The sequence below is a fragment of the Janthinobacterium sp. SUN118 genome (genome assembly GCF_030397695.1).
Classification (GTDB): domain Bacteria; phylum Pseudomonadota; class Gammaproteobacteria; order Burkholderiales; family Burkholderiaceae_D; genus Janthinobacterium.
Genome location: NZ_JAPUBV010000001.1, coordinates 2,683,565 through 2,706,086, shown reverse-complemented (window position 1 = coordinate 2,706,086; position 22,522 = coordinate 2,683,565). Strand labels below are relative to the sequence as shown.

General features: G+C 63.6%; 17 protein-coding genes. 8 read left to right on the top strand and 9 right to left on the bottom strand.

Features of this window, described 5'->3' with window-relative positions; genetic code table 11:
* Positions 1–16 precede the first annotated feature (16 nt).
* The 3 genes from O0880_RS12215 to O0880_RS12205 all read left to right on the top strand — a co-directional run bounded on the left by O0880_RS12215 (position 17) and on the right by O0880_RS12205 (position 1,465).
* Positions 17–418, top strand: a complete 402-nt coding sequence (locus O0880_RS12215; RefSeq protein ID WP_289886682.1) for a hypothetical protein — start codon at positions 17–19, stop codon at positions 416–418.
* A gap of 36 nt (positions 419–454) precedes the next feature.
* A complete protein-coding gene (locus O0880_RS12210; RefSeq protein WP_289886681.1) occupies positions 455–949 on the top strand; it encodes a GNAT family N-acetyltransferase in 495 nt (164 codons plus the stop codon).
* A gap of 93 nt (positions 950–1,042) precedes the next feature.
* Positions 1,043–1,465, top strand: coding sequence for a DUF4019 domain-containing protein (locus tag O0880_RS12205; protein WP_083411787.1), 423 nt, complete (start codon positions 1,043–1,045; stop codon positions 1,463–1,465).
* 8 nt (positions 1,466–1,473) lie between these two features.
* On the opposite strand, the gene O0880_RS12200 is transcribed toward O0880_RS12205, so the two are convergent.
* From O0880_RS12200 to cyoA, 7 genes are all read right to left on the bottom strand, one after another.
* A complete protein-coding gene (locus O0880_RS12200; protein WP_071323582.1) occupies positions 1,474–2,010 on the bottom strand; it encodes a response regulator transcription factor in 537 nt (178 codons plus the stop codon).
* Positions 2,000–3,349: an ATP-binding protein gene (locus tag O0880_RS12195; RefSeq protein WP_071323581.1), complete on the bottom strand. Its 1,350-nt coding sequence runs from the start codon at positions 3,347–3,349 to the stop codon at positions 2,000–2,002. The genes O0880_RS12200 and O0880_RS12195 overlap by 11 nt, the downstream gene beginning before the upstream one ends.
* The gene (locus tag O0880_RS12190; protein ID WP_289886680.1) at positions 3,333–4,085 is read right to left on the bottom strand and encodes an SURF1 family protein; all 753 of its coding nucleotides are present in this window, start codon (positions 4,083–4,085) and stop codon (positions 3,333–3,335) included. Before O0880_RS12190 ends, O0880_RS12195 begins: the two co-directional genes overlap by 17 nt.
* Positions 4,086–4,162: 77 nt before the next feature.
* Positions 4,163–4,549 (bottom strand): cytochrome o ubiquinol oxidase subunit IV, encoded by a 387-nt coding sequence (cyoD, locus tag O0880_RS12185; RefSeq protein ID WP_071323579.1) that lies wholly within the window; start codon positions 4,547–4,549, stop codon positions 4,163–4,165.
* Entirely contained in the window at positions 4,546–5,184 is a 639-nt protein-coding gene (cyoC, locus tag O0880_RS12180) for a cytochrome o ubiquinol oxidase subunit III (protein WP_071323578.1), read from the bottom strand. The genes cyoD and cyoC overlap by 4 nt, the downstream gene beginning before the upstream one ends.
* Positions 5,177–7,180, bottom strand: coding sequence for a cytochrome o ubiquinol oxidase subunit I (gene cyoB / locus O0880_RS12175; RefSeq protein ID WP_070253477.1), 2,004 nt, complete (start codon positions 7,178–7,180; stop codon positions 5,177–5,179). The genes cyoC and cyoB overlap by 8 nt, the downstream gene beginning before the upstream one ends.
* 92 nt (positions 7,181–7,272) lie before the next feature.
* Positions 7,273–8,256 (bottom strand): ubiquinol oxidase subunit II, encoded by a 984-nt coding sequence (gene cyoA, locus O0880_RS12170; RefSeq protein WP_289886678.1) that lies wholly within the window; start codon positions 8,254–8,256, stop codon positions 7,273–7,275.
* Positions 8,257–8,473: 217 nt separating this feature from the next.
* Here cyoA and O0880_RS12165 point away from each other — a divergent pair, with 217 nt between their 5' ends.
* On the top strand, positions 8,474–9,820 hold the full coding sequence (locus O0880_RS12165; RefSeq protein ID WP_071323577.1) for an MFS transporter: 1,347 nt from the start codon (positions 8,474–8,476) through the stop codon (positions 9,818–9,820).
* Positions 9,821–9,961: 141 nt separating this feature from the next.
* Here O0880_RS12165 and O0880_RS12160 read toward each other — a convergent pair whose 3' ends face one another.
* Complete coding sequence (locus O0880_RS12160) at positions 9,962–10,414, bottom strand: Hsp20/alpha crystallin family protein (RefSeq protein WP_289886677.1); 453 nt, start codon at positions 10,412–10,414, stop codon at positions 9,962–9,964.
* A 318-nt stretch (positions 10,415–10,732) separates the two neighbouring features.
* Here O0880_RS12160 and O0880_RS12155 point away from each other — a divergent pair, with 318 nt between their 5' ends.
* From O0880_RS12155 to O0880_RS12140, 4 genes are read left to right on the top strand one after another with little or no spacing between them, the layout of a single operon-like run.
* Complete coding sequence (locus O0880_RS12155; RefSeq protein WP_289887352.1) at positions 10,733–14,233, top strand: response regulator; 3,501 nt, start codon at positions 10,733–10,735, stop codon at positions 14,231–14,233.
* A 43-nt stretch (positions 14,234–14,276) separates the two neighbouring features.
* A complete protein-coding gene (locus O0880_RS12150) occupies positions 14,277–15,155 on the top strand; it encodes a CheR family methyltransferase (RefSeq protein ID WP_071323576.1) in 879 nt (292 codons plus the stop codon).
* Entirely contained in the window at positions 15,155–16,342 is a 1,188-nt protein-coding gene (locus O0880_RS12145) for a hybrid sensor histidine kinase/response regulator (protein WP_289887351.1), read from the top strand. The genes O0880_RS12150 and O0880_RS12145 overlap by 1 nt, the downstream gene beginning before the upstream one ends.
* Before the next feature lie 7 nt (positions 16,343–16,349).
* A complete protein-coding gene (locus tag O0880_RS12140; protein WP_289886676.1) occupies positions 16,350–19,259 on the top strand; it encodes a PAS domain-containing protein in 2,910 nt (969 codons plus the stop codon).
* On the opposite strand, the gene O0880_RS12135 is transcribed toward O0880_RS12140, so the two are convergent.
* Positions 19,256–22,453 carry a PAS domain-containing protein gene (locus O0880_RS12135; protein WP_289886675.1) on the bottom strand — a complete coding sequence of 1,066 codons (3,198 nt, stop codon included), beginning with the start codon at positions 22,451–22,453 and terminating at the stop codon, positions 19,256–19,258. The genes O0880_RS12140 and O0880_RS12135 overlap by 4 nt on opposite strands.
* Positions 22,454–22,522: the final 69 nt, after the last annotated feature.

Here is a 22,522-nt window from a genome sequence, read left to right as displayed (position 1 = left end):
GCAGGCCAAACAGACCATGCACTCCCGTCACGACAAGGTACCACAGCAAATAGAACACCTCGCCTGGTTCAGCCAGCACCTGGGCGGGCGCTTTCGCACGGCGGGACTGCGCATCCAGTTCCATGACAATCAGGACAGGGGCATCCACTGGAAGGTGGCGTGCCCGGACGAATACCGGGACGCCATTCTGCACGGCTTGCGCGATGGCTTGAATGACTGTTTCCCCGGCTATCTGGCAAGCGGCAGCGTGTGGATCAATGAAGTCATCATCGACGACGTCAGCTCCTCGGCCAACGCCTTTTACCGTGCTGGCTTGCTGGTGGCGGCCCAGGCCAAGGCGCTGCTCGATCTGTCGGCGCGCACCTACCGTGCGGAAATGGGCGAACGCGGCAGCGGCGCTGTTAATATAGGCAAATAATCCACGACCACGCCGCACAACAAGGAATTCCCTGGTTTGAACGCTATCCACATCCGCCCCACCACCCCGGCCGATTGGCCCGCCCTGAAAGCCACGCGCCTCACTTCGCTGCTCGACGCGCCGACCGCCTTTGGCGTCAGCCATGCCAGCGCGGCCGCCTATGCCGACGCGGACTGGCGGCAGCGCGCCGTCAGCACGGCGCAGCGGACGTTTTTCCTCGCCTTTGACGGCGAACACGCCATCGGCATCGCCGCGCAAGTGGTCGCCGGCAATGGCGAGTGCAACCTGATCGCCATGTGGGTGCAGCGAGAATACCGCGGCATGGCCGTGGCGCAGGGCCTGGTCGATGCCGTGAAACGGCAGGCCGTGGCCACTGGCCATGCGCGGCTGGTGCTCGATGTGGCGCCGGAAAACGCGCGCGCGGCGGCGTTTTACCAGAAGCAGGGTTTTGTCTTCCTGCCGGAATGGGAAGCGCTGGAGAGCCACCCGCATATCCAGGTGCAGAAGATGGCGTGGCTGGCGCCGGCCTGATGTTGCGCGCCCGCACCGCCCCTTAGAAAACGCTATGCCGGGCCCGGCTTTGGCGCTAATCTTGGTGCCTGTTCAATCTCTTGCGGAACCACCATGAAAATCATCACATCGATGTTCGTCGCCGCCGCCCTGTTTGGCGCCCAGCCCGCCATGGCGCAGGAATCCTCGGAAGTGGCGGCCGCCAAGGTCGCCGCGAACAGCTGGCTCAAGCGCATGGATGCGGGCGACGATGCGGGCACGTGGGACAGCAGCGCGGCCTCGCTGCGCAGCGAAATGTCGAAGTCGGGCTGGAAGATGCTGATCACGGCCGTGCACTGGCCGCTGGGCGAGTTCAAGTCGCGCAAGCTGAAGTCGGCCGCCCTGCAAAAGGCGCCGGCCGGCAAGCCGGGCCCGGACAAGGTCGTCATCGACTACGTGAGCCAGTATGAAAACAAGGCCGACGTGCGCGAAACCATCACGACCGTGCTGGAAAAAGATGCCAGTTGGAAAGTGTCGGGCTATAACATCAACGGCTAAACGCCAGCCTATTTGACGCGCTGCTTCTCCAGCTTGCGCGCCAGGGTCCTGCGGTGCATGCCCAGGCGACGTGCCGTTTCCGAGATGTTGAAATCCGTCTCGGCCAGCATTTCATGGATGCGTTCCCATTCCAGGGTCTTGATGTTGGTGGCGCGGCTCGTCAGTTCGATGTCGGCGTTGCCGGCCACGTGGCCGAAGGCCGCTTCGATATCGTCCGTGTTCGACGGTTTCGCCAGGTACTGGCAGGCGCCCAGCTTGATCGCTTCGACGGCCGTGCCGATGCTGGCGTAGCCCGTCAGCACGACGATCAGCATGTCCGGATCGTGCTGGTGCAGCATCTGCACGCAGGCCAGGCCCGAGGTATTGCCATTCAACTTCAAATCGACGACGGCGTAATCGGGGCAATGCTGCTCGAGCAAGGCGCTCGCTTCATCGAAATTGGTGGCCAGGATGACCTGGTAGCCGCGCCGCTCGAACGAGCGGCCCAAGGTGCGGGCAAACGCGGCATCGTCTTCCACGATCAGTAACAGACGGTCATCCTGCATGGTGGTCGCTTTCTCTTTCCAGTTTGATGGCTGCCAGCGGCAGGGCCAGGTGCACCACCGCCCCGCCCTGCACGCGGTTGCGCGCCGTCACCGTGCCGCCCAAAGTCCGCGCAACGTTGACCACCAGGAACAGGCCGAGGCCGCCGCCGGGCTTGCCCTTGCTGCTTTGATACGGTTTGCCCAGGTGCGTCAGCATCGACGGCTCGAAGCCGGGGCCCGCATCGGTGATCACCAGGTGCAAGGCGTCCGCTTCGCGCGTCGCTTCGAAGCGCAGCCAGTCGGGCGACGCTTCCAGCGCATTGTCGAGCACATTGCAGATGGTTTGTTTCAGGGTCGAATCGAAGACGACGGGCACGTCGTGCTCGATGCGGTTATCGTACTCGAAATCGTGGATGGGCCGGCTCGTGCGCCATTCTTCCACGAGGTCGTTGAGGAAGGTGTTGATCGTCGTCTTCACGGACGATTCGCCGCGCGCCTCGCCTGCCGACAACAGGATGCCGCTGACGATGCTCTTGCAGCGCTGCAGCTGCGCCTGCATTTCCGTGATTTCTTCCAGCAATTCGCCGTTCTTGCTCAATTCCGGCATGCGGCGCCAGTCGCCAAGGATGACGGACAGGGTCGCCAGCGGCGTGCCCAGCTCGTGCGCGGCGCCCGAGGCCAGCAAGCCCATGCGGATGATGTGCTCTTCTTCCGCCGCGCGCTGGCGCAAGTCCGCCACCTTGGCGTCGCCGGCGCGCTGGTTGCGGTTGATGCGCGTGATGAACACCACCAGCAAGGCGGCGTTGAGGATGAAACAGATCAGCAAGCCTTGCACGTAGAGGCTGGAAAAGCCCCGCTCGGGGTCGATCGGCAGGATCAGGGGGCCGGGCAGCAAGGCCAGGCCGGCCAGGCACAGGCTGGTGATGGCCACCATGATCCAGGTCGACCACACTTCCAGCAGCACGGCGCTGAGGATGACTTGCAGCAGATACAGGAAGGCGAACGGGTTGCTGATGCCGCCGCTCAGGTAGAGCTGGGCCGTCAGCACGGTGACGTCGACCAGCAAGGCGAGGAACAGCGCCGTGTTCGAGACGGGCTGGCGTTCGTGCCAGCGCAAGAGGCTGGCCAGGTTGAAGGCGATGAGGCAGGACAGCACTTCGAGCATGTAGGGCACGGGCAAGGCGATGCCCAGTCCCACGCCGACGCCGAAAATCGTGCTGATCTGGCCGATCACGGCCAGCCAGCGCAGCTGGATCAGCAGCTTCATGTTCTGGTGGCCGGCCGGATGTTCCATCTCGGCCGCTACCGCACCGCGCTCCAGCACTTCGCGGTTGGGCAGGATCTCAATCCTGCCCGGCATGGTCGCTTTCTTGACTGCTGTTACCACCGGCACGGCGCGCGCGGCGGCGCCTGTCTTCGCGCACGATCCACCACGTGATGCCCGCCACCATCAAGGCCAGCGCGAACCACGTCAAGGCGTACACGAGGTGGTTGTTGTGGAAGGAAATCACGGTCAGGCCGCCGACGGGCGCGTCCGCGGCCGTTTCCGACTTTGCCTTCGCATCGACGAAGTATGGCGCCACGTTGCTCAACATGTGCGAGGCGCCGATGGCGGCCACGTCGCGCGAATACCAGTGCTGCGTGACAGGACTGTTTTCGCGCAAGAAACCGCCGCCCGTCTCGCTGATGCGCAGCAAGCCATCGACGTGGACGATGCCGGCCGGCGTGCTGGCGCCGATGCCTTCGCGCCTGGGCACGAAGCCGCGGTTGACCAGCACGGTGCTGCCATCGGCCAGGCGCAAGGGCGTCACCAGCCAATAGCCGCTGCCCAGTGCCGTCGTTGCCTGCACCAGGGTATTGAAAATGGGGAGATAAGTACCGGAGAGTCGCACATGGCGGTATTCATCCGTTTGCTGCGTGACCTTGGCCCAGGCTGCGGGTCCAGGTGCGTCCGTTGCGGGCGCATGTACGCGTTGTTCGACGCGCTCGATCAGGTCAAGCTTCCAGAACAGGCGCTTGACTTGCCAGGTGCCCAGGGCACAGAAACTGGCAAAAACGATCCCCGTCAGCAAGGCCAGTGCGTAGCGCACCGCCATGCCGCGTGGGCCTGGCGCGGCATCTTGCGATGCGGCGCCAGGGGCGCGCCCGGTGCTGCTTGGGCGCGTTTGACTCATCATGGAGCCGTTTTCGTATGCATGTACTCAGGCATCAGATCCGGCATCATGTTGTGGTTCATGTGGTACATGACCCACAGCGAACCGGCCATGGCAATACCCACGATCATGATGGTGAAGATCAGCGCCATCATGTTCCAGCCGCCTTCGGACTTGGTGTTCATGTGCAGGAAGTACACCATGTGCACCACTACTTGAACAGCCGCGAACGCCAGCAGGACCAGGCCCATGGTGCCCGAGTTGGTGATGGCTTTCGTCATCACCAGCCAGAAAGGAATGGCCGTCAGGATCACCGACAGGATGAAGCCGATGGCGTAGCTTTTCAGGCTGCCATGATCGTGGTGGTCATGGTGGTGGCTATCGCCGTGTGTGTGGTGGTCGCTCATGGCAGCACTCCCATCAGGTAGACAAAGGTGAAGACGCCGATCCAGATGACGTCCAGGAAGTGCCAGAACAGCGACAGGCACATCATGCGACGGCCGTTTTCCGGCGTCAGGCCATGCTTGTTCAACTGGAACATCAAGGTCACGAGCCAGATCACGCCGAACGTCACGTGCAAGCCGTGGGTACCGACCAGGGCGAAGAACGAGGACAGGAACGCGCTGCGCTGCGGACCTGCGCCTTCGTGGATCAGATGCATGAATTCATACATTTCCAGCGACAGGAAGGCCAGGCCGAACAGGCCCGTGATGCCCAGCCAGACCAGGGTGCTGCGCAAATTCTTGCGCTGCATGGCCAGCATGGCGAAGCCGTAGGTGATCGACGACAGCAGCAGCATGGCCGTGTTGACGGCCACCAGCGGCAGGTCGAACAGCGCGGCGCCCGTCGGGCCGTCCGCGTAGCTGCGGCCGACCACGGCGTACGTGGCGAACAGACAGGCGAAGATCAGGCAATCGCTCATCAGGTAGAGCCAGAAACCCAGCAGGCTGCCGTTTTCCGGGTGGTGCTCGCGCACAAAGTAGCTGCGCGTGCTTGGTGCGGCGCCAGCGGCGCCGGTGTTATGGGCGATGGTATCAGACATGGCTGCTCAGCAATTTAGTATAAGCGTCTTCGGTACGGACCACTTCTTCCGCAGGAATGTAGTAATCGCGCTTGTAGTTAAAGGTATGGACGATGATGGTGACCATCATGATCACGAAGCCGATGCTGGCGACGAGCCACATTTGCCAGATCAGGCCAAAACCGACCAGTGCGCTCAGCGCGGCGATCACGAAACCAGCCCAGGTGTTCTTCGGCATGTGGATCTTCGTGAAACCGGACGTCGGACGCTGGTAACCGTGTTTCTTCATGTCGGTCCATGCATCGAGTTCGTGCACTTGTGGCGTGAAGGCGAAATTATAGTCTGGCGGTGGCGACGACGTCGACCATTCCAGCGTACGGCCGCCCCATGGGTCGCCGGTAACGTCGCGCAGGGCGTGACGGTTGCGGTAGCTGACATAGAACTGGATCAGCATGGAAGCGATGCCCAGCGCGATCGAGACGGCGCCGAACCAGGCGATGATGGTCCAGATTTGCAGCGATGGATCTTCAAAGTGGTTGACGCGACGGGTCACGCCCATCAGGCCCAGCACGTACAGCGGCATGAAGGCCAGGTAGAAGCCGACGAACCAGAACCAGAAAGAGCACTTGCCCCAGAACGCGTCGAGCTTGTAGCCGAAGGCTTTCGGGTACCAGTAGTTGATCGCAGCGAAGACGCCGAAGACCACGCCGCCGATAATCACGTTATGGAAGTGGGCAATCAGGAACAGGCTGTTATGCAGCACGAAGTCGGCTGGTGGTACGGCCAGCAGCACGCCGGTCATGCCGCCGATGGTGAAGGTGACCATGAAGCCGATCGTCCACAGCATGGGCAGTTCGAAACGGATACGGCCGCGGTACATGGTAAACAGCCAGTTGAAGATCTTCGCGCCCGTCGGGATCGAAATGATCATCGTCGTGATGCCGAAGAAGGAGTTGACGCTGGCGCCCGAACCCATGGTGAAGAAGTGATGCAGCCAGACCAGGTAGGACAGGATCATGATGACGCAGGTGGCGTACACCATCGAGGCGTAGCCGAACAGGCGCTTGCTGCTGAACGTGGCGACCACTTCCGAGAACACGCCGAACAGCGGCAGGATCAGAATGTAGACTTCCGGGTGACCCCAGATCCAGATCAGGTTGACGTACATCATGGCGTTGCCGCCCAGTTCCGTCGTGAAGAAGTTAAAGCCGGCAACGCGGTCCAGCGACAGCATGGCCAACACGGCCGTCAGCACCGGGAAGGCGGCGACGATCAGGATGTTGGTGCACAGTGCGGTCCAGGTGAAGACGGGCATTTTCATCCAGGTCATGCCGGGCGCGCGCATCTTGACGATGGTGGCGATCAGGTTGACACCGGACAATAGCGTCCCGACCCCGGCAATCTGCAGGGACCAGATGTAATAGTCTACCCCCACGTCCGGACTGCCGACGATGCCCGACAGCGGTGGATACGCCAGCCAGCCCGTGCGGGCGAATTCGCCGACGAACAGCGAAGCCATGACCAGGGCGGCGCCCATGGTGGTCATCCAGAAGCTGAAGTTGTTGAGGAAAGGGAAAGCCACGTCGCGCGCGCCGATTTGCAGCGGCACCACGTAGTTCATCAGACCCGTCACGAAAGGCATCGCGACGAAGAAGATCATGATCACGCCGTGGGCGGTGAAGATCTGGTCGTAGTGATGCGGTGGCAGGAAGCCGGCATTGTCGCCAAAGGCGACGGCCTGCTGGGTACGCATCATGAGCGCGTCGGCAAAACCGCGCAGCAGCATGACGAGGCCCAGGATCATGTACATGATACCGATTTTTTTATGGTCGATACTGGTGATCCAGTCGCGCCACAGGGTACCCCAGACGCGGAAATACGTCAGTGCCGCAACGAGTGCGATACCGCCCAGGGCAACCATGGCAAAGGTCACCAGCAGGATAGGTTCGTGAAATGGAATTGCATCCCAAGTCAGACGGCCGAATATAAGCTTCGTCAGATCAATATGGTCTAGCATTGTTACTCTCAGAGAAAAAAGGGAGGCGCCAGGCAAGCGGCGCCAGTATCTGCAGCGCTAAGTACTTATGCGCTGCGGGATTCATGCAGTCGTTACTTGGCTTGAACGCCCTTTTCAAGCACTGCATCGCTAGCGACTACTGCCGTTACGGCCGCTACCGGGCTATTTGCCACCGCCAGTTTGTATGGCTCGACCGGCGTCACGCACAGGGCGTCGGAAACGATGGTGCGGTTCAAAATTGCCTTGTACAGATCGCTAGGTACAGCGCTGTAGCGGCGCACGGGATCGCGCTCGCTCGGCTGGGCCAGCGTCAGGTAGTCGTCGCGGTTCAGCGCGCCGCCACCGGCACGTGCCGATTCCACCCATTTGTCGAAGTCCGCATCGTTCACGCCATGGAACTTGAAGCGCATGCCCGAGAAACCGGCACCGCTGTAGTTGGCGGAAAAGCCTTTATACACGCCTGGCTTGTTGATGACGGCATTCAACTGCGTTTCCATGCCCGGCATGGCGTAGATCTGACCTGCCAGTGCGGGGATGAAGAACGAGTTCATGACGGACGAGGCGGTGATCTTGAAGCGGATCGGGCGGTCGACGGGCGCGTACAGCTCATTGACCGAAGCGATGCCTTGCTCAGGGTAGATGAACAGCCATTTCCAGTCCAGCGCCACGACTTCGACGATCATCGGCTTGTGGCTGGCAGGAATCGGACGGTTGGCGTCGATACGGCTCAGCGGACGATAGGGATCGAGGGTGTGGGTGCTGATCCAGGTCAGCAGGCCCAGCACGATGATGATCAGCAGGGGCGCGCCCCAGATGATCAGCTCGAGGCGAGTCGAGTGGTCCCAGTCCGGCTCGTATTTGGCCGCGGTGTTGTTTTTTCTATAGCGCCATGCGAAAAGCAGGGTCAGGGCGATTACCGGAACGATAATCAACAGCATCAGCAATGTCGAGATGACAATCAGATTGCCTTGCTGAACTGCGATGTCTCCGGACGGATTCAGTACCACCGTATTGCAACCAGCCAACAATGCGAGAGGTAAAAGAAGCAGTCCGCGACGAACTTTTAATGAAAACATACAGGAAAGTCCAGTACAGGGGATGAAGATATGGTACTGTATTCTCACTGGAGCGCGTTGGCAATTGGACGTTTTGTCCTACCCCTTGCTCGGACTTTCACTGTGTACGTACGGAGTTTTCCTACGACTACCTGATGGATAGTCCTACTCCGGGCGTGAGACACCCGGGGTATGTTACGCGTTGGCCGAACTCGAAACTATATTGGAGACGATCATCATGTCCAGCACGCGCATACACAGCGGGGATGTACCCGCTGACTTTTCCCCCCATTCCCTGCGCGACGCACGCGGGGCCGGCACGGTCGAATCGCATATCGACCCCGGTGAGATCGCCGTCGGCGTGATCATCGGCCGCGCTTCCGAGTATTTTGACTTCTTTGTGTACGCCATCGCCTCGGTGCTGGTGTTTCCGCGCGTCTTCTTCCCCTTCGAAGAGCGCCTGGAAGGCACCTTGTATGCGTTCCTGATCTTCTCGTTCGCCTTCATCGCCCGTCCGTTCGGCACCGTGATCTTCATGGAAATCCAGCGCCGCATGGGGCGCAGCGCCAAGCTGACGTTCGCCCTCTTCCTCTTGGGCGTGTCGACGGCCGGCATCGCTTTTCTGCCCACTTATTCGCACCTGGGCTTTGCCGCCATCATCTGGCTGTCCGTGCTGCGCATCGGCCAGGGCGTGGCGCTGGGCGGCTCGTGGGATGGCCTGCCGTCGCTGCTGGCCCTGAACGCGCCTGAAAACAAGCGCGGCTGGTACGCCATGCTGGGCCAGCTGGGCGCCCCCGTCGGCTTCCTGATCGCCGCCGGCCTGTTCTGGTTCATGCTGACCACGCTGACGGACGAGGATTTCCTCGACTGGGGCTGGCGCTATCCCTTCTATGTGGCATTCGCCATCAACGTGGTGGCCCTGTTTGCCCGGTTGCGCCTGGTATCGACGAATGAATATGCGCGCCTGCTCGACGAGCGCGAACTGCAGCCCGTGAGCGTGTTTGAAATGAGCCGCGGCCAGGGCCGCAACGTGCTGATCGGCGCCCTCGCCGCGCTGGCCAGCTACGCGCTGTTCCACCTCGTTACCGTGTTTCCGCTGTCGTGGATTTCCGTCTACCAGACCCGTTCCGCGCCGGATTTCCTGCAAATCCAGATGCTGGGCGCCGTGCTGGCCGCCGTCGGCGTGGTGATTTCCGGCTTGCTGGCCGATAAAGTGGGCCGCCGCACCACCCTGGGCGTGCTGGCCGTGCTGATCGCCATCTTCAGCGCCTTCGTGCCGACCCTGATGGGGGGCGGCAATACGGGCCAGGACGTGTTCATCCTCGTCGGCTTCAGCCTGCTGGGCCTGTCCTACGGCCAGGCGGCCGGCGCCGTGACGGCGAACTTCCCTGCCCGCTTCCGCTACACGGGTGCGGCCCTGACATCCGACCTGGCCTGGCTGGTCGGTGCCGGCTTCGCACCGCTGGTGGCGCTGGGCCTGTCGGCCAACTTCGGCCTCGCCTATGTCAGCTTCTATCTGCTGTCGGGCGCCGTCGCCTCGCTGGCCGCGCTGAGCCTGAACCGGGCGCTGGAAATCCGCGACTGACATATATATATAGACAGGTGTGCGCTTGCCGCATGCCGCCATGTACGCCATGCGCCGGATTCGTCCGGCGCATTTTTTTGTCGCCGGCCCTGCGCGCCGGCCGCGCCGGAACCGGCACCATGACCCCGCTGCTGGCGCCGGTTACTGTATCGCCAGCTGCCTGCCGCCCGTGCCCGCCTTTTTCGGCAAGTCCAGCAACAGCACGCCATTTTCATAGCGGGCCTGGGCGCCAGCTTCCTCCACTTCATGCGGCAACACGAAGCTGCGGTATTGCTGGCCATATTCGCGCTCGCTGCGCACGACCTTGCCGCCGCCATCGCGCAGTTCGCGTTCATTCTTCAGTTCGGCAGCGATGGATACCCGGTTGCCGTCGATCGATACCTTGATGTCACCCTTGCTGACGCCCGGTATGTCGGCCTGTACCAGGTAAGCTTGTTCGGTTTCGGAAATATCGACGCGGATGCGCGGCGCGCCGCCTTCGCGCAGGCGCAGGGCCGGCGTGAAGAAATCGCGCATCAGCTCTTCCATGTCGCTGAAGGGGTCGAAGTGCGCCAGCGGGTTGAGCGGATCGCGGTGGATCAGATGATTGGCCATGATGTCCTCCTGCATGGGCAATGGCATTGCACACGGTGGCCAGCCGCGCGGCAAGCTGCCATCCGCACGGACGCCACCACCATCTGCATACTAGGACGCAAACCGGCGCACTCTTTGCGTTATATCAAACGTGCAAGCATTGACTTCTAGCGAACTTGAACATGGCCCGCATCGCATTGTTCGCTGCCTCGCATACACAAGTATTACAGCAATGAAACTGGCGCAAGGCTGCTATGCTAGCGCACGCTATGCGCAATCCGCATAAATACTTGCATTTCCATTAAAATTGATTTTTTGCACCAGCCCTTACCGGACATGATGAATACCAAGACCCCGATCGACTCCTTCAGCTTTCGCCGCATCCTTGCCCGCAACGTCACCCTGCCCCTGGTCATCGGCGTCGTCACGGCCCTCGTATTCGTCGGCCTGATCGCCTACCTGCTGTCGGCGCTGCGCTCGGTCGAACATTCCGAAAGGGTCATCGGCAATGCGAATGAAGTCATGAAGCTGTCCGTCGACCTGGAAACGGGCATGCGCGGCTATTTGCTGACGGGCGACGAAACCTTCCTCTCGCCGTATAAATCAGGCAAGGCAAAGATCGCCGTCGAGATGAATACCCTGCTCGAGCTGGTCTCCGACAGTCCCGTCCAGGTGGACCGCCTGCGCCGCATCCGCGCGCTGCAAAACCAGTGGATGGAATACGCGGAAAGCGTCATCGGGCAGCGCCGCAGCAACCAGGAATTTCTCGCGCGCGTGCGCCAGGGCGAAGGCAAGCTGGAATTTGACGAGATCCGCCGCGAATTCCTGTCCTTCCTGTCCATGGAGCAGCGCTTGCGCCAGGAACGCGGCGATACGGCCGAAAGCCGCACGGTGCTGGCCGTGGTGGTGTTCCTGGTCCTGAGCCTGGGACTGTCCGGTCTGCTGGCCTACCTGGGCCGGCGCGAACTGCTGCGCCTGTCCGACATCTACAATGAGGCGCTGGAACAGCGCGGCAAGGATAACGACGTGCTGCAGGAACAGGCCTGGCTGCGCACGGGGCAGACGGAGCTGGCCGCGCATACGAGCGGCCAGCTGGCCTTGCCGCAACTGGGACGGCAAGTGCTCGACTTCCTCGCCAACCGCCTGGACGTGGCCGTCGCCACCATGTATGTAATCGATGACGACGGCAGCCTGCGCCGCACGGCCGTCTACGGTTTCAACGAACAGGGCGTGAAGGACAAGCAGGTATTCAAGCTGGGCGAAGGCCTGGTGGGCGAAACGGCGCGCGAGAAACGGCTCAAGCACATCAAGCAGGTGCCGCACGATTACCTGACCGTGACGTCCGGCCTGGGCCATGGCGCGCCGCTGGAACTGGTATTGACCCCTGTCAACAACGAGGGCGCCGTCAACGGCGTGATCGAGCTGGGCTTCACGCATCCCGTCAGTCAGCGCGCGAAAGAATTGCTGAACCTGATCGCCGCCAATGTCGGCACCTCGCTGGAAGCGGCGCTGTACCGCCAGCGCCTGCAAAACGTGCTGGAAGAAACGCAGCAGCTGAATGAAGAGCTGGAAGTGCAGCAGGAAGAGCTGCGCACGGCCAACGAGGAACTGGGCGAGCAGTCGCGCGTGCTGGAGCAGTCGCAGGCCCACCTGGAAGAGCAGAAGGCGGCGCTCGAGCAGTCGAACGAGCAGCTGGCCGTGCAGGCGCTGGCGCTGGACCAGAAGAACATGGCGATAGTCCAGGCGCATGCCCAGCTCGAGGCGCGCGCCGAAGAGCTGCAGCGGGCCAGCCGCTACAAGTCCGAATTCCTGGCGAACATGTCGCACGAACTGCGCACCCCCTTGAACAGCTCGCTGATCCTGTCCAAGCTGCTGTCCGACAATAGCGGCGGCAATCTGACGCCCGAGCAAGTGACGTTTGCGCAAACCATTTATTCGGCCGGCAACGACTTATTGACGCTCATCAACGATATCCTCGACATTTCCAAGGTCGAGGCGGGCAAGCTGGAACTGATGCCGGACACCGTGCCCTTCGATGAACTGCTGAGCAGCATGCGCATGCTGTTCGGTCCGCAGGCGCAGCAAAAGAAACTCGCGTTCAACGTCAGCGTGGCGCCGGATGCGCCCGCGTCGTTTGTCAGCGACCGCCAGCGCCTCGAGCAAATCCTGAAAAACCTGCTGTCGAACGCCATCAAATTCACGGATGCGGGCACGGTGGCCCTGCAGGTGAGCACCGATGACGGCGGCAACGTGCGCTTCCAGGTGCAGGATTCGGGCATCGGCATCGCCGACGACCAGCAGCAAAAGATCTTCGACGCCTTCCACCAGGCCGACGGCACCACCAGCCGCCGCTATGGCGGCACGGGCCTGGGCCTGTCGATCTCGCGCGACCTGGCAGCCTTGCTTGGCGGCACCATCGAACTGGCCAGCACGCCTGGCCAGGGCAGCACGTTTACCCTGGTCCTGCCGCCGGCCATGCCGCAGCGCGCGGCGGCGCCGGACGCCCTCGCGCCCGCTACCGTCACCGTCCAGCCCGCCGCGGCGCGGCCAGCCACCGTAGCCGCCGCCGCGCCGAAAGCGGCGCCCGCCGCCAAGCCCGTGCCTTTGGCCACGTTCCAGGATGACCGCGACAGCGTACCGGCCGGCAAGAGCGGCCAGCGCTCCGTGCTGGTGATCGAGGACGAGCCCTCGTTTGCCGGCATCCTGTTCGACCTGGCCCACGAAATGCAGTACCGCTGCCTGGTGGCGCATGGCGCCGACGAAGGCTTGCGCCTGGCCGAGCAGTTCCTGCCCGACGCCATCCTGCTCGACATGGGCTTGCCGGACCGTCCCGGCTTGCTGGTCTTGCAGCAGCTGAAGGAAAACCCGCTGACGCGCCACATTCCCGTGCACATCGTGTCCGGCAACGACCAGGTGCAGGAAGCCATGCAGCTGGGCGCCATCGGCTACGCCACCAAGCCGCGCACGCGCGAACAGCTGAAGGACGTGTTCCGCAAGCTCGAATCGAAGTTCACGCAAAAGATGAAGCGCATCCTGCTGGTCGAGGACGATGAACGCCAGCGCGAAAGCGTGGTGCACCTGATCAGCGACGACGACGTGGAAATCACGGCCGTGGCCCTGGGCGAACAGGCGCTGGAATTGCTGAAGACGCAGATTTTCGATTGCATGATCATCGACTTGAAGCTGCCCGACATCCAGGGCAACGAATTGCTCGAACGCATGGAACACGAGGAACTGTGCTCGTTCCCGCCCGTCATCGTCTACACGGGCCGCAACCTGAGCCGCGAGGAAGAGGCGGACCTGATGAAATACTCGCGCTCGATCATCATCAAGGGCGCCCGCTCGCCCGAGCGCCTGCTCGACGAAGTGACCCTGTTCCTGCACAAGGTGGAGTCCGAACTGTCGAGCGAACGCCAGGGCATGCTGCAGCAGGTGCGCAGCCGCGAACGCGTATTCGAAGGCCGCAAGATTTTGCTGGTCGACGACGACGTGCGCAATATCTTTGCCCTGACCAATGCGCTGGAACAGAAAGGCGTGGTGGTGGAAATCGGCCGCAACGGCTTCGAAGCCATCAGCAAGCTCAATAGCGTGGACGATATCGACCTGGTGTTGATGGATGTCATGATGCCGGGCATGGATGGCCTGGAAGCGACGCGCTTGATACGCGCCGACGGCCGCTACAACAAGCTGCCCATCATCGCCATCACGGCCAAGGCCATGAAGAACGACCAGGAAGAGTGCCTGCAGGCAGGCGCCTCCGACTACCTGGCCAAGCCGATCGACCTCGACCGCCTGTACTCGCTGCTGCGCGTGTGGATGCCGAAGATGGAACGCATGTGATGGCGCGCCTTTCGCCTGTTTCGCACAGGATGGAGCGGCACTGATGTCCGCGCGCCACACGGATGCGCAACTGCAGGCGCTGATGGAAGCCATCTATCAGCGCTACAGCTATGACTTCCGCGACTACACGCTGCCCTCGCAGCGCCGGCGGCTGAACCACGCCCTGGACCGCTTCCAGTGCGCGGACCTGCCCGCCATGCAGCAGCTGGTGATCGAAGACCCTGCCGCCTTTGGCCGGCTGCTGCAGATTTTGACCGTGCCCGTCACGCAAATGTTCCGCGACCCCGCCTTTTTCCTCGCCTTGCGCGAAGATGTCGTGCCCGTGCTGAAAACCTACCCGTCGCCAACCATCTGGGTGGCCGGCTGCTGCACGGGCGAGGAAGCGTTGTCGCTGGCCATCGTGCTGCACGAGGAAGGCTTGCTCGAGCGCAGCCGCATCTACGCCACCGACATCAACCCGCAGGCGCTGGCCACGGCCGTGCGCGGCACGTATCCGCTGCACCGGATGGAAGAGTATGGCAACAACTACCGGGAAGCTGGCGGCCTGGGCCAGCTGGCCGAGTACTACACAGTCGAGCACGCCACGGCGCGCTTCCCCCGGCAACTGCTCGACAAGATCAATTTCGCCGACCATAGCCTGGCGACGGACAGCGTCTTTGTTGAAACGCAATTGGTGCTTTGCCGCAATGTGCTGATCTATTTCAACAAGCAACTGCAGGACCGCGCGCTGGGCCTGTTTCATGAATCGCTGTGCCACCGGGGCTTCTTGGGGCTGGGCAGCAAGGAAAGTCCGCATTTCACCCGTTTTTCCACCGAGTTCGAGCCATTGCCCGGCGTCGAAAAACTCTACCGCAAACGCGCGCCATCGCGCGCCGCGCCCTCTTACGCTGGACGGCAAAGCCATGCCAGGAATGACACATGATGACTGAAACCAGTACCAAATTATTAATCGTCGACGACTTGCCGGAAAACTTGCGCGCGCTCAATGCGCTGATACGCGAGAGCGACCGCAGCGTCTACCAGGCCTCCTCGGGCGAGGAAGCGCTGGCCCTGCTGCTCGAACACGATTTCGCGCTGGCCATCCTCGACGTGCAAATGCCGGAAATGGATGGCTTCGAACTGGCGCAACTGATGCGCGGCACGGAAAAGACGCGCCACATCCCCATCGTCTTCGTCACGGCGGCCGGCAAGGAAATGAATTTCGCCTTCCAGGGCTATGAGAGCGGCGCCGTCGATTTCCTGCACAAGCCGCTCGACATCAATGCCGTGCAAAGCAAGGTCAACGTGTTTGTCGCCCTGCACCAGCAGCGCAACGAAACGCGGCGCCAGGTGCAGGCGCTCGAGTACAGCCGCCAGCAGCAGGAAGCGCTGCTCAAGGAATTGCGCGCCACGCAGGCCGAACTGCAGCGCTCGCTGCGCCTGCGCGACGAATTCATGTCCATGGTGGCGCACGAATTGCGCACGCCATTGAACACCCTGTTCCTGGAAACCCAGATGCGCACCGTCAACCTGGAGCGGGGCAACCTGGCCGCCTTCGAAGCGGATAAGCTGAACAAGATGGTGGCCCGCGACGGTCGCCAGATCCGCAGCATGGTGCGCCTGATCGACGACATGCTCGACGTTTCGCGCATCACCAGCGGCAAGCTGTCGATACGCCGCGAGCCGGTCGACCTGGCGAGCCTCGTGCGCCGCGTGGCCGACGATCTGGCCCACTATGCGGCGACGACGGGCAGCGTGCTCGAAGTGCTGGCCTTCGAGCCCATCCAAGGCTACTGGGATGCCTTCCGCGTGGAACAGATCGTTGTCAATCTGATCAGCAATGCCTTGCGCTACGGCCAGGGCCAGCCCGTGGAAATCAGCCTGGCGCACACGCAGAACAGCGCCGTCATCGAAGTGCGCGACCATGGCATCGGCATCAGCGCCAAGGACCAGGAACGCATCTTCGACGCCTTCGAGCGCGTCATGTACCAGGACCGCTCGGGCGGCCTGGGCCTGGGCCTGTTCATCACCAAGCAGCTGGTCGATGCGCACGGCGGCGCCATCACCCTGCAAAGCCAGCCCGGCAATGGCGCCCTGTTCAGCGTCACCCTGCCGCTGGCAGGAAGCTGAGGCTGGCATGACGGAACACCGCACCACCACCGGCCCCAGCGGCGTGGCCTTCCTGCTGCAACTGGAGCGCCGGCTGCGCCTGCTGCACGACACGGGCGCCATCCTCGCCCTGTCGGCGCAAATGCTGGGCCAGCGCCTGGGCGCGCAGCAGGTCGCCTGTTTCGACATTGACCAGACCCTGCAATGCCCCACCCTGCAACATGCATGGAGCGATGGCCTGGCGCCGGGCGCCGCCGGCGAATACTTTCTCGGTGACTATGCCGCCGGACTGGCCGACACCCTGTCGGCCGGCCACGCGCTGGCCGTCAGCGACGTTGCCAGCGACCCGCGCACGGCCGCGCCGGCCGCGCTGGCCACGTTTGCGCGGCTGGGCATACGCGCCTTCCTGAACATTCCCATCGCCAAGGATGGCCGGCTGGCGGCCCTGTTCGTCGTCCACAGCCGCGCCGCGCGCATCTGGCGCGCGGACGAGATCGAACTGGCCGTGCAAGTGTCGGAACGGGTCTGGTCGACCATTTTGCGGGCCCAGGCGGAAGAACAGCTGCGCCTGCTCAGTGCCAACATGGAACAGCAGGTGGCCGAGCGCACGCGCGAATTCGGCCGTACCTGGCGAGTCAGCCCCGACCTGCTGGGCGTGCTCAACCTCGACGGCTATTTCGAGCACTCGAACCCCGCCTGGCAAGCCACGCTGGGCTGGTCGGAAGAGGAAATCCGCACGACGAAGTTCCTGGAACTGATCCACCCTGACGACTTGAAGCGCACCTATGCGGCATGGGAGGCGGCCAACCAGGGCCAGCCGGCGCTGCGCTTCGAGAACCGCTACCGCCACAAGCACGGCGGCTGGCGCTGGCTGTCGTGGGTGGCCGTGCCCGAGGGCGACAAGGTGTATTGCAGCGCGCGCGACATCAGCGTGGAAAAGAAGCTGGAAGCGGACCTGGCGGCACGCAACAGCGAACGCGAAAGGCTGTGGCGCAGCGCGCACGACCTGATGGTGGCCGTCGATGCCGAATATTGCTTCGCCGCCGTCAACCCGGCCTCGGCCGCCATCCTCGGCTGGCTGCCCGAGGAAATGCTGGGCCGCAGCGTGTTCGATTTCGTGCTGCCCGAGGATGCCGCCGCCACGCGCCGGGCGCTGGCGCAGGTGGCGCAAGTGACGCCGGAAGCCATGCCCAGCTTTGAAAACCGCTACCGCCACCGCGACGGCGGCCACCGCTGGCTGTCCTGGGTGGCCGCGCCCGAAGGCGACCTGGTGTTCGCCACGGGGCGCCACATCACCCTGGAAAAGGAGGCGGAAAGCACCTTGCGCAGCATGCAGGAATCCTTGCGCCACAGCGAGACGGCGCTGCTGCAGTCGCAAAAGCTGGAAGCGCTGGGCAAGCTGACGGGCGGCGTAGCCCACGATTTCAACAATGTGCTGCAAATCATTTCCGGCAACCTGCAGCTGCTGCAGATGACCGTGGGCGACGATCCGCTGGCCGCCAGGCGCATCGCCAGCTCCACGGCCGCCGTGGAACGGGGCGCCAAGCTGTCGGCGCAGTTGCTGGCCTTTGCGCGGCGTCAACCGTTGAAACCGCTGGTGACGGACCTGGCGCACCTGCTGCGCTCGACGGAGGACTTGCTGCGCCGCGCCACGGGCGAGACCATCGACACGCGCTTGCTGCTCGATGAAGGCGCCTGGCGCGCCCTGGTCGACCCGCACCAGCTGGAAAACGTCATCCTCAACCTCGCCATCAATGCGCGCGACGCCATGGAGGGCCAGGGCCAGCTGACCATCGAGCTCAGCAATAGCGTGCTCGACAGCGCCTATGCGGCCCGCCATGCGGATGTGGTGCCCGGCGACTATGTGCAGCTGGCCGTGTCGGACACGGGCACGGGCATCCCGCCCGAGCTGCTGGACAAGATCTTCGAGCCCTTCTTCACCACCAAGCGCGAAGGCGAAGGCACGGGCCTGGGCCTGTCCATGGCGTATGGTTTCCTGCGCCAGAGCGGCGGCCACCTGAAGGTGGACAGCGTGCCCGGCCATGGCAGCACCTTCCGCATCTACCTGCCCCGTTCGCTGGAAGCGGAATCCGAACTGCCGCTGCAGCTCGGTGGACCCGTGCTCGGCGGCAAGGAAACCATCCTCGTCGTGGAAGACGACCTGCAGGTGCAGACGACGGTGGTCGACATGCTGCGCGGCCTCGGCTATTTCGTGCTGCGCGCCAGCGATGGCGAAAGCGCGCTCAACATCATCGGCAGCGGCATCCCCATCGACCTCCTGTTTACGGACGTGGTGATGCCGGGCAAGGTGGCCAGCACAGAGCTGGCACGCCAGGCGCGGCTGCTGCTGCCGGAACTGGCCGTGCTGTTTACCTCGGGCTACACGCAGGATGCCATCATGCAGGGCGGCCGCCTGGAACCGGGCGTGGAGCTGCTGAGTAAGCCCTACCGGCGCGAAGACCTGGCGCGGCGCATCCGCCATTTGCTGGCCAACGGCCGCCACGTGGCAGGCCTGCAGCAATACCGCGCGCAGCTGGCGCCGCAGCCGGCCGCGCCCGCGCTGCCCGGGGCACGGCCCGGCACGCGTCATATCCTGCTGGTGGAAGACAATGCGGACGCGCGCGCCATGACGGGCGAACTGCTGGCCATGCTCGGGCATGCGGTGCTGGCCGTGGGCACGGCCGAGGAAGCCGTGCCGCTGCTGGGCACGCCTGGACTCGAGTTGCTGCTGACCGACATCAGCCTGCCGCACATGTCGGGCGTCGAACTGGCCGAACTGGTGGCGCGCGAGCATCCGCGGCTGGAAGTGGTGTTTTCCACGGGCCATGCGCCGGCCAATTCCGGCGTGCTGGACCCGGCGGCGCGCTTCCTCGTCAAGCCATTTACCCTCGAACAGCTGCAGCAGGTCCTGCTGCCGCCCGGCAAGACAGGCGCTTAAGTCCCGGGCCGGCGCGCCTTCAGGGCCGCGGCCAGCTCTTCCAGGCTGAACGGCTTGCGCAGGAAACGCGCGCTGGCGTCCTGCATCAGGCTGGCGCCCCAGTCGTGGCCGGAAGCGAAGATCACTTCCAGCTGCGGCCAGTGCTCGCGCGCATGGCGCGCCAGTTCCAGGCCCGACATGGTGGGCAGGCTGATGTCGGTGACCAGCACGTCGAGGCCCGGCAAGGCCAGCAGGGGCAAGGCGTCCTCGGCGCTGGCCACGCCATACACGGTATGGCCCAGCATGTTGAGCATTTCCGTGCTCATTTCGCGCGCATCGTCATTGTCTTCCACCAGCAGGATGCGTCGCCCGGACGGGTCGGGCGCGCCCACCAGGCGGCGGTCGGCCAGCAGGTGGCGCACCGTGCGGGCCAGGTCTTCGCGCCGGTACGGTTTGCTCAGCAGCTCCACGCCCGGGTCCAGCCGGCCGCCCTGCATGATGGCGTTGTGCGTATAGCCCGAGGTAAACAGCACGGCCAGTTCCGGCAGCAACAGCCGCGCCTGGCGCGCCAGCTCCTTGCTGCCCACGGGACCCGGCATGACCACGTCCGTAAACAGCAGGTCGACGGCGACGCCGCTGCGCAGCAGGGCCAGGGCCGAGGCGCCGTCGTCCGCGTGCAGCACGTCGTAGCCGAGGCCGCGCAGCATGTCGACCACCGTGTGCTGCACGGGGGCGTCGTCTTCCACCACGAGGATGGTCTCGCCGCCGCCCAGCACGGGTCCGGCCAGGCCGGGCGGTGGCTCGGCCAGTTTTTCCAGCGAACGCGGCAGATATATCTTGAAGGTCGTGCCCGCTCCCGGCGCACTGTGCACCTTGATGTGGCCCGCGCTCTGGCGGATGAAGCCGTAGGCCATGGAGAGGCCCAGGCCCGTGCCCTCGCCTTCGCGCTTGGTGGTGAAGAACGGCTCGAAGATCTGGTCGATCACGTCGCGCTCCATGCCGTGGCCCGTGTCCGTGATGGTCAGCAAGACATACTGGCCCGCCAGTACGTCCGCATGCAGGCTGGCATAGGCGGCGTCGAGCGTGACATTGCTCAAGGTAAACGTCAGGCGGCCGCCCCCTTCCATCGCGTCGCGTGCGTTGATGGCCATGTTCAGCAGCACGTTTTCCATCTGGTTCGGGTCGACCAGCGTATGCCACAGGCCTTCGCTGATGAAGGTTTCCTCGGTCACCGCCTCGCCCAGCGCGCGGCGTATCAGCTCATGCATGCGGCGCAGCAGGCGTCCGAGGTCCGTCACCAGCGGTTTCAGCGGTTGACGCCGCGCAAAGGCCAGCAATTGCGACGACAGCTTGGCGCCGCGCTCGACGGCCGAGGCGGCGGAATCGAGGCGTTTCGCCGCCTGCGGGTTGTCGGCCACCGTCAGCTTCAGCAGCTGCAGGTTGCCGGAAATAATTTGCAGCACGTTATTGAAATCGTGGGCCACGCCGCCCGTCAGCTTGCCGATCGATTCCAGCTTTTGCGCCTGCAGCAAGGCTTGCTCGCTGCGCACCAGCGCCAGCCGCGCCTCTTTCTCGTCCGTGACGTCGCGGCCGATGGCGTGGATCAGCTTTTGCGCCGGCACGGCCGTCCAGGAAATCCAGCGGTAGCCGCCGTCGCGGCGCCGGTAGCGGTTTTCCATGCGCAGGGTCGGCGCGCCATGGGCCAGGCGCGACAGGTCCTTCAAGGCCGCCATGCGGTCCTCGGGATGCACGAGGCTGATGAAATCCATGCCCAGCGATTCGATTTCCGGCCGGTCCAGGATGCCCGTCCAGGCGGGATTGACGGCGATGATCATGCCGCTCATGTCGGCCACCAGCATGATATCGGTCGACAGCCGCCACATGCGGTCGCGGTCGGCCGTGCGGTTGGCCATCTCCACTTCCAGCGAGGAATTCAGGTAGGCCATCTTTTCCAGCACGTTCTTCTGTTCCTGCACGTCCGTGTTGGTGCCCACCCAGCGCAGCACCTTGCCGGCCTCGTCGAACAGGGGCAAGGCGCGCGCCAGGAACCAGCGGTACTGGCCGTCGCTGGCGCGGCGCATGCGGAACTCGTATTCATAGGCGCTGGACGTGCTGACGGCCCGCTCCCAGCTTTGCTGCGTGGCCTGCATATCGTCCGGATGCACGCAGTAGCGAAAGCCGCTGGCCACGAGCGATTTCATGGACTGGCCCGTGTAGGCGCAGACCTGTTCGTTGACCCAGTAGGTGGCGCCGTTGCCGTGCGCCAGCCAGGCCTGGTTGGGCATGGTCGAGGCCAGCGAACGGAACTGTGCTTCGCTGTCGAGCAAGGCATTGCGCGCTTGCCAGTGCTCTTCGATATCCTCGCACGAGCCATACCATTTCAAGGGATTGCCCCGTTCATCCTGCCGGCAAAAGGCGCGTGTATGCATCCAGCGGTACTGGCCGTCCTGCCGGCGCACGCGCATTTCCGCCTCGAACGGCTGGCCGCTGCCCACCGCTTCGCTCCATGCCGCCAGGGAATGGGGTACATCCTCGGGATGCAGGGCCTCGAGCCAGCTCGTGCCCAGGCCGCTGCCCCCCGTCCATTCGCGCCAGCGCTGCGCCACATAGTCGAGCTTGCCGTCTATGTCGGCCGTCCACAGCACCTGGGTATTGAGCTCGATGGCGTAGTGAAAGTGTTCGCGGCTGTCGTGCAGCTGCCGTTCCAGCTGGCTCCGTTCGATCACATGCGAGGCGACGCGGGCGGCCAGCGCCAGCAGCTCGATCTCGGGCTGGGTCGGGTGACAAGGCGCCTGGAACAGCAAGCCCAGCACGCCCAGGATATGTCCGCTGGCGCCGAACACGGGAGCGACCCAGCAGGCACGATAGCCATGCAGCACCGCTTCCTTGCGCCCGGCGCTCCATTGCAAGTCGCGCGTGATGTCGCCGCAGTATGCGGGCGCGCCGGAAAAGGCGGCCGTGCTGAACGGCGATGGCTGTTCGCCGCCGTGGCGCAAGGCCAGGCACAGGTCCTGCGGCAGGCTGGGCGCGGCCAGGCCGCAAAAACGGTCGGTCTCGTCGATGAGGACGAGGCAGGCGTGCATGGCTTCGTCGGACTGCGACTCCAGCGCCAGCAGCAAATGTTCCAAAGCATGGGCCAGGTCGACACCGGCGGCGATGCTTCCCAGCGCGCGATGCTCGGCGTCCAGCAATGTGATGATGTTGTTTGCGTGCACCGTGTCGATAAGCGGGTAACTGATGCCCGAAATATACCATGGGGCAACGCTTCCCATAGGAGAAAACCG

Bases quoted from the DNA above. Each gene is read 5' to 3' on its own strand.
- O0880_RS12165 (WP_071323577.1), top strand. From the start codon at position 8,474: ATGTCCAGCACGCGCATACACAGCGGGGATGTACCCGCTGACTTTTCC.
- O0880_RS12155 (WP_289887352.1), top strand. From the start codon at position 10,733: ATGAATACCAAGACCCCGATCGACTCCTTCAGCTTTCGCCGCATCCTT.
- O0880_RS12150 (WP_071323576.1), top strand. From the start codon at position 14,277: ATGTCCGCGCGCCACACGGATGCGCAACTGCAGGCGCTGATGGAAGCC.
- O0880_RS12145 (WP_289887351.1), top strand. From the start codon at position 15,155: ATGACTGAAACCAGTACCAAATTATTAATCGTCGACGACTTGCCGGAA.
- cyoC (WP_071323578.1), bottom strand. From the start codon at position 5,184: ATGTCTGATACCATCGCCCATAACACCGGCGCCGCTGGCGCCGCACCA.
- O0880_RS12215 (WP_289886682.1), top strand. From the start codon at position 17: ATGCACTCCCGTCACGACAAGGTACCACAGCAAATAGAACACCTCGCC.
- O0880_RS12195 (WP_071323581.1), bottom strand. From the start codon at position 3,349: ATGCCGGGCAGGATTGAGATCCTGCCCAACCGCGAAGTGCTGGAGCGC.
- O0880_RS12140 (WP_289886676.1), top strand. From the start codon at position 16,350: ATGACGGAACACCGCACCACCACCGGCCCCAGCGGCGTGGCCTTCCTG.
- cyoA (WP_289886678.1), bottom strand. From the start codon at position 8,256: ATGTTTTCATTAAAAGTTCGTCGCGGACTGCTTCTTTTACCTCTCGCA.
- cyoB (WP_070253477.1), bottom strand. From the start codon at position 7,180: ATGCTAGACCATATTGATCTGACGAAGCTTATATTCGGCCGTCTGACT.
- O0880_RS12205 (WP_083411787.1), top strand. From the start codon at position 1,043: ATGAAAATCATCACATCGATGTTCGTCGCCGCCGCCCTGTTTGGCGCC.
- O0880_RS12200 (WP_071323582.1), bottom strand. From the start codon at position 2,010: ATGCAGGATGACCGTCTGTTACTGATCGTGGAAGACGATGCCGCGTTT.
- O0880_RS12190 (WP_289886680.1), bottom strand. From the start codon at position 4,085: ATGGCGGTGCGCTACGCACTGGCCTTGCTGACGGGGATCGTTTTTGCC.
- cyoD (WP_071323579.1), bottom strand. From the start codon at position 4,549: ATGAGCGACCACCACACACACGGCGATAGCCACCACCATGACCACCAC.
- O0880_RS12160 (WP_289886677.1), bottom strand. From the start codon at position 10,414: ATGGCCAATCATCTGATCCACCGCGATCCGCTCAACCCGCTGGCGCAC.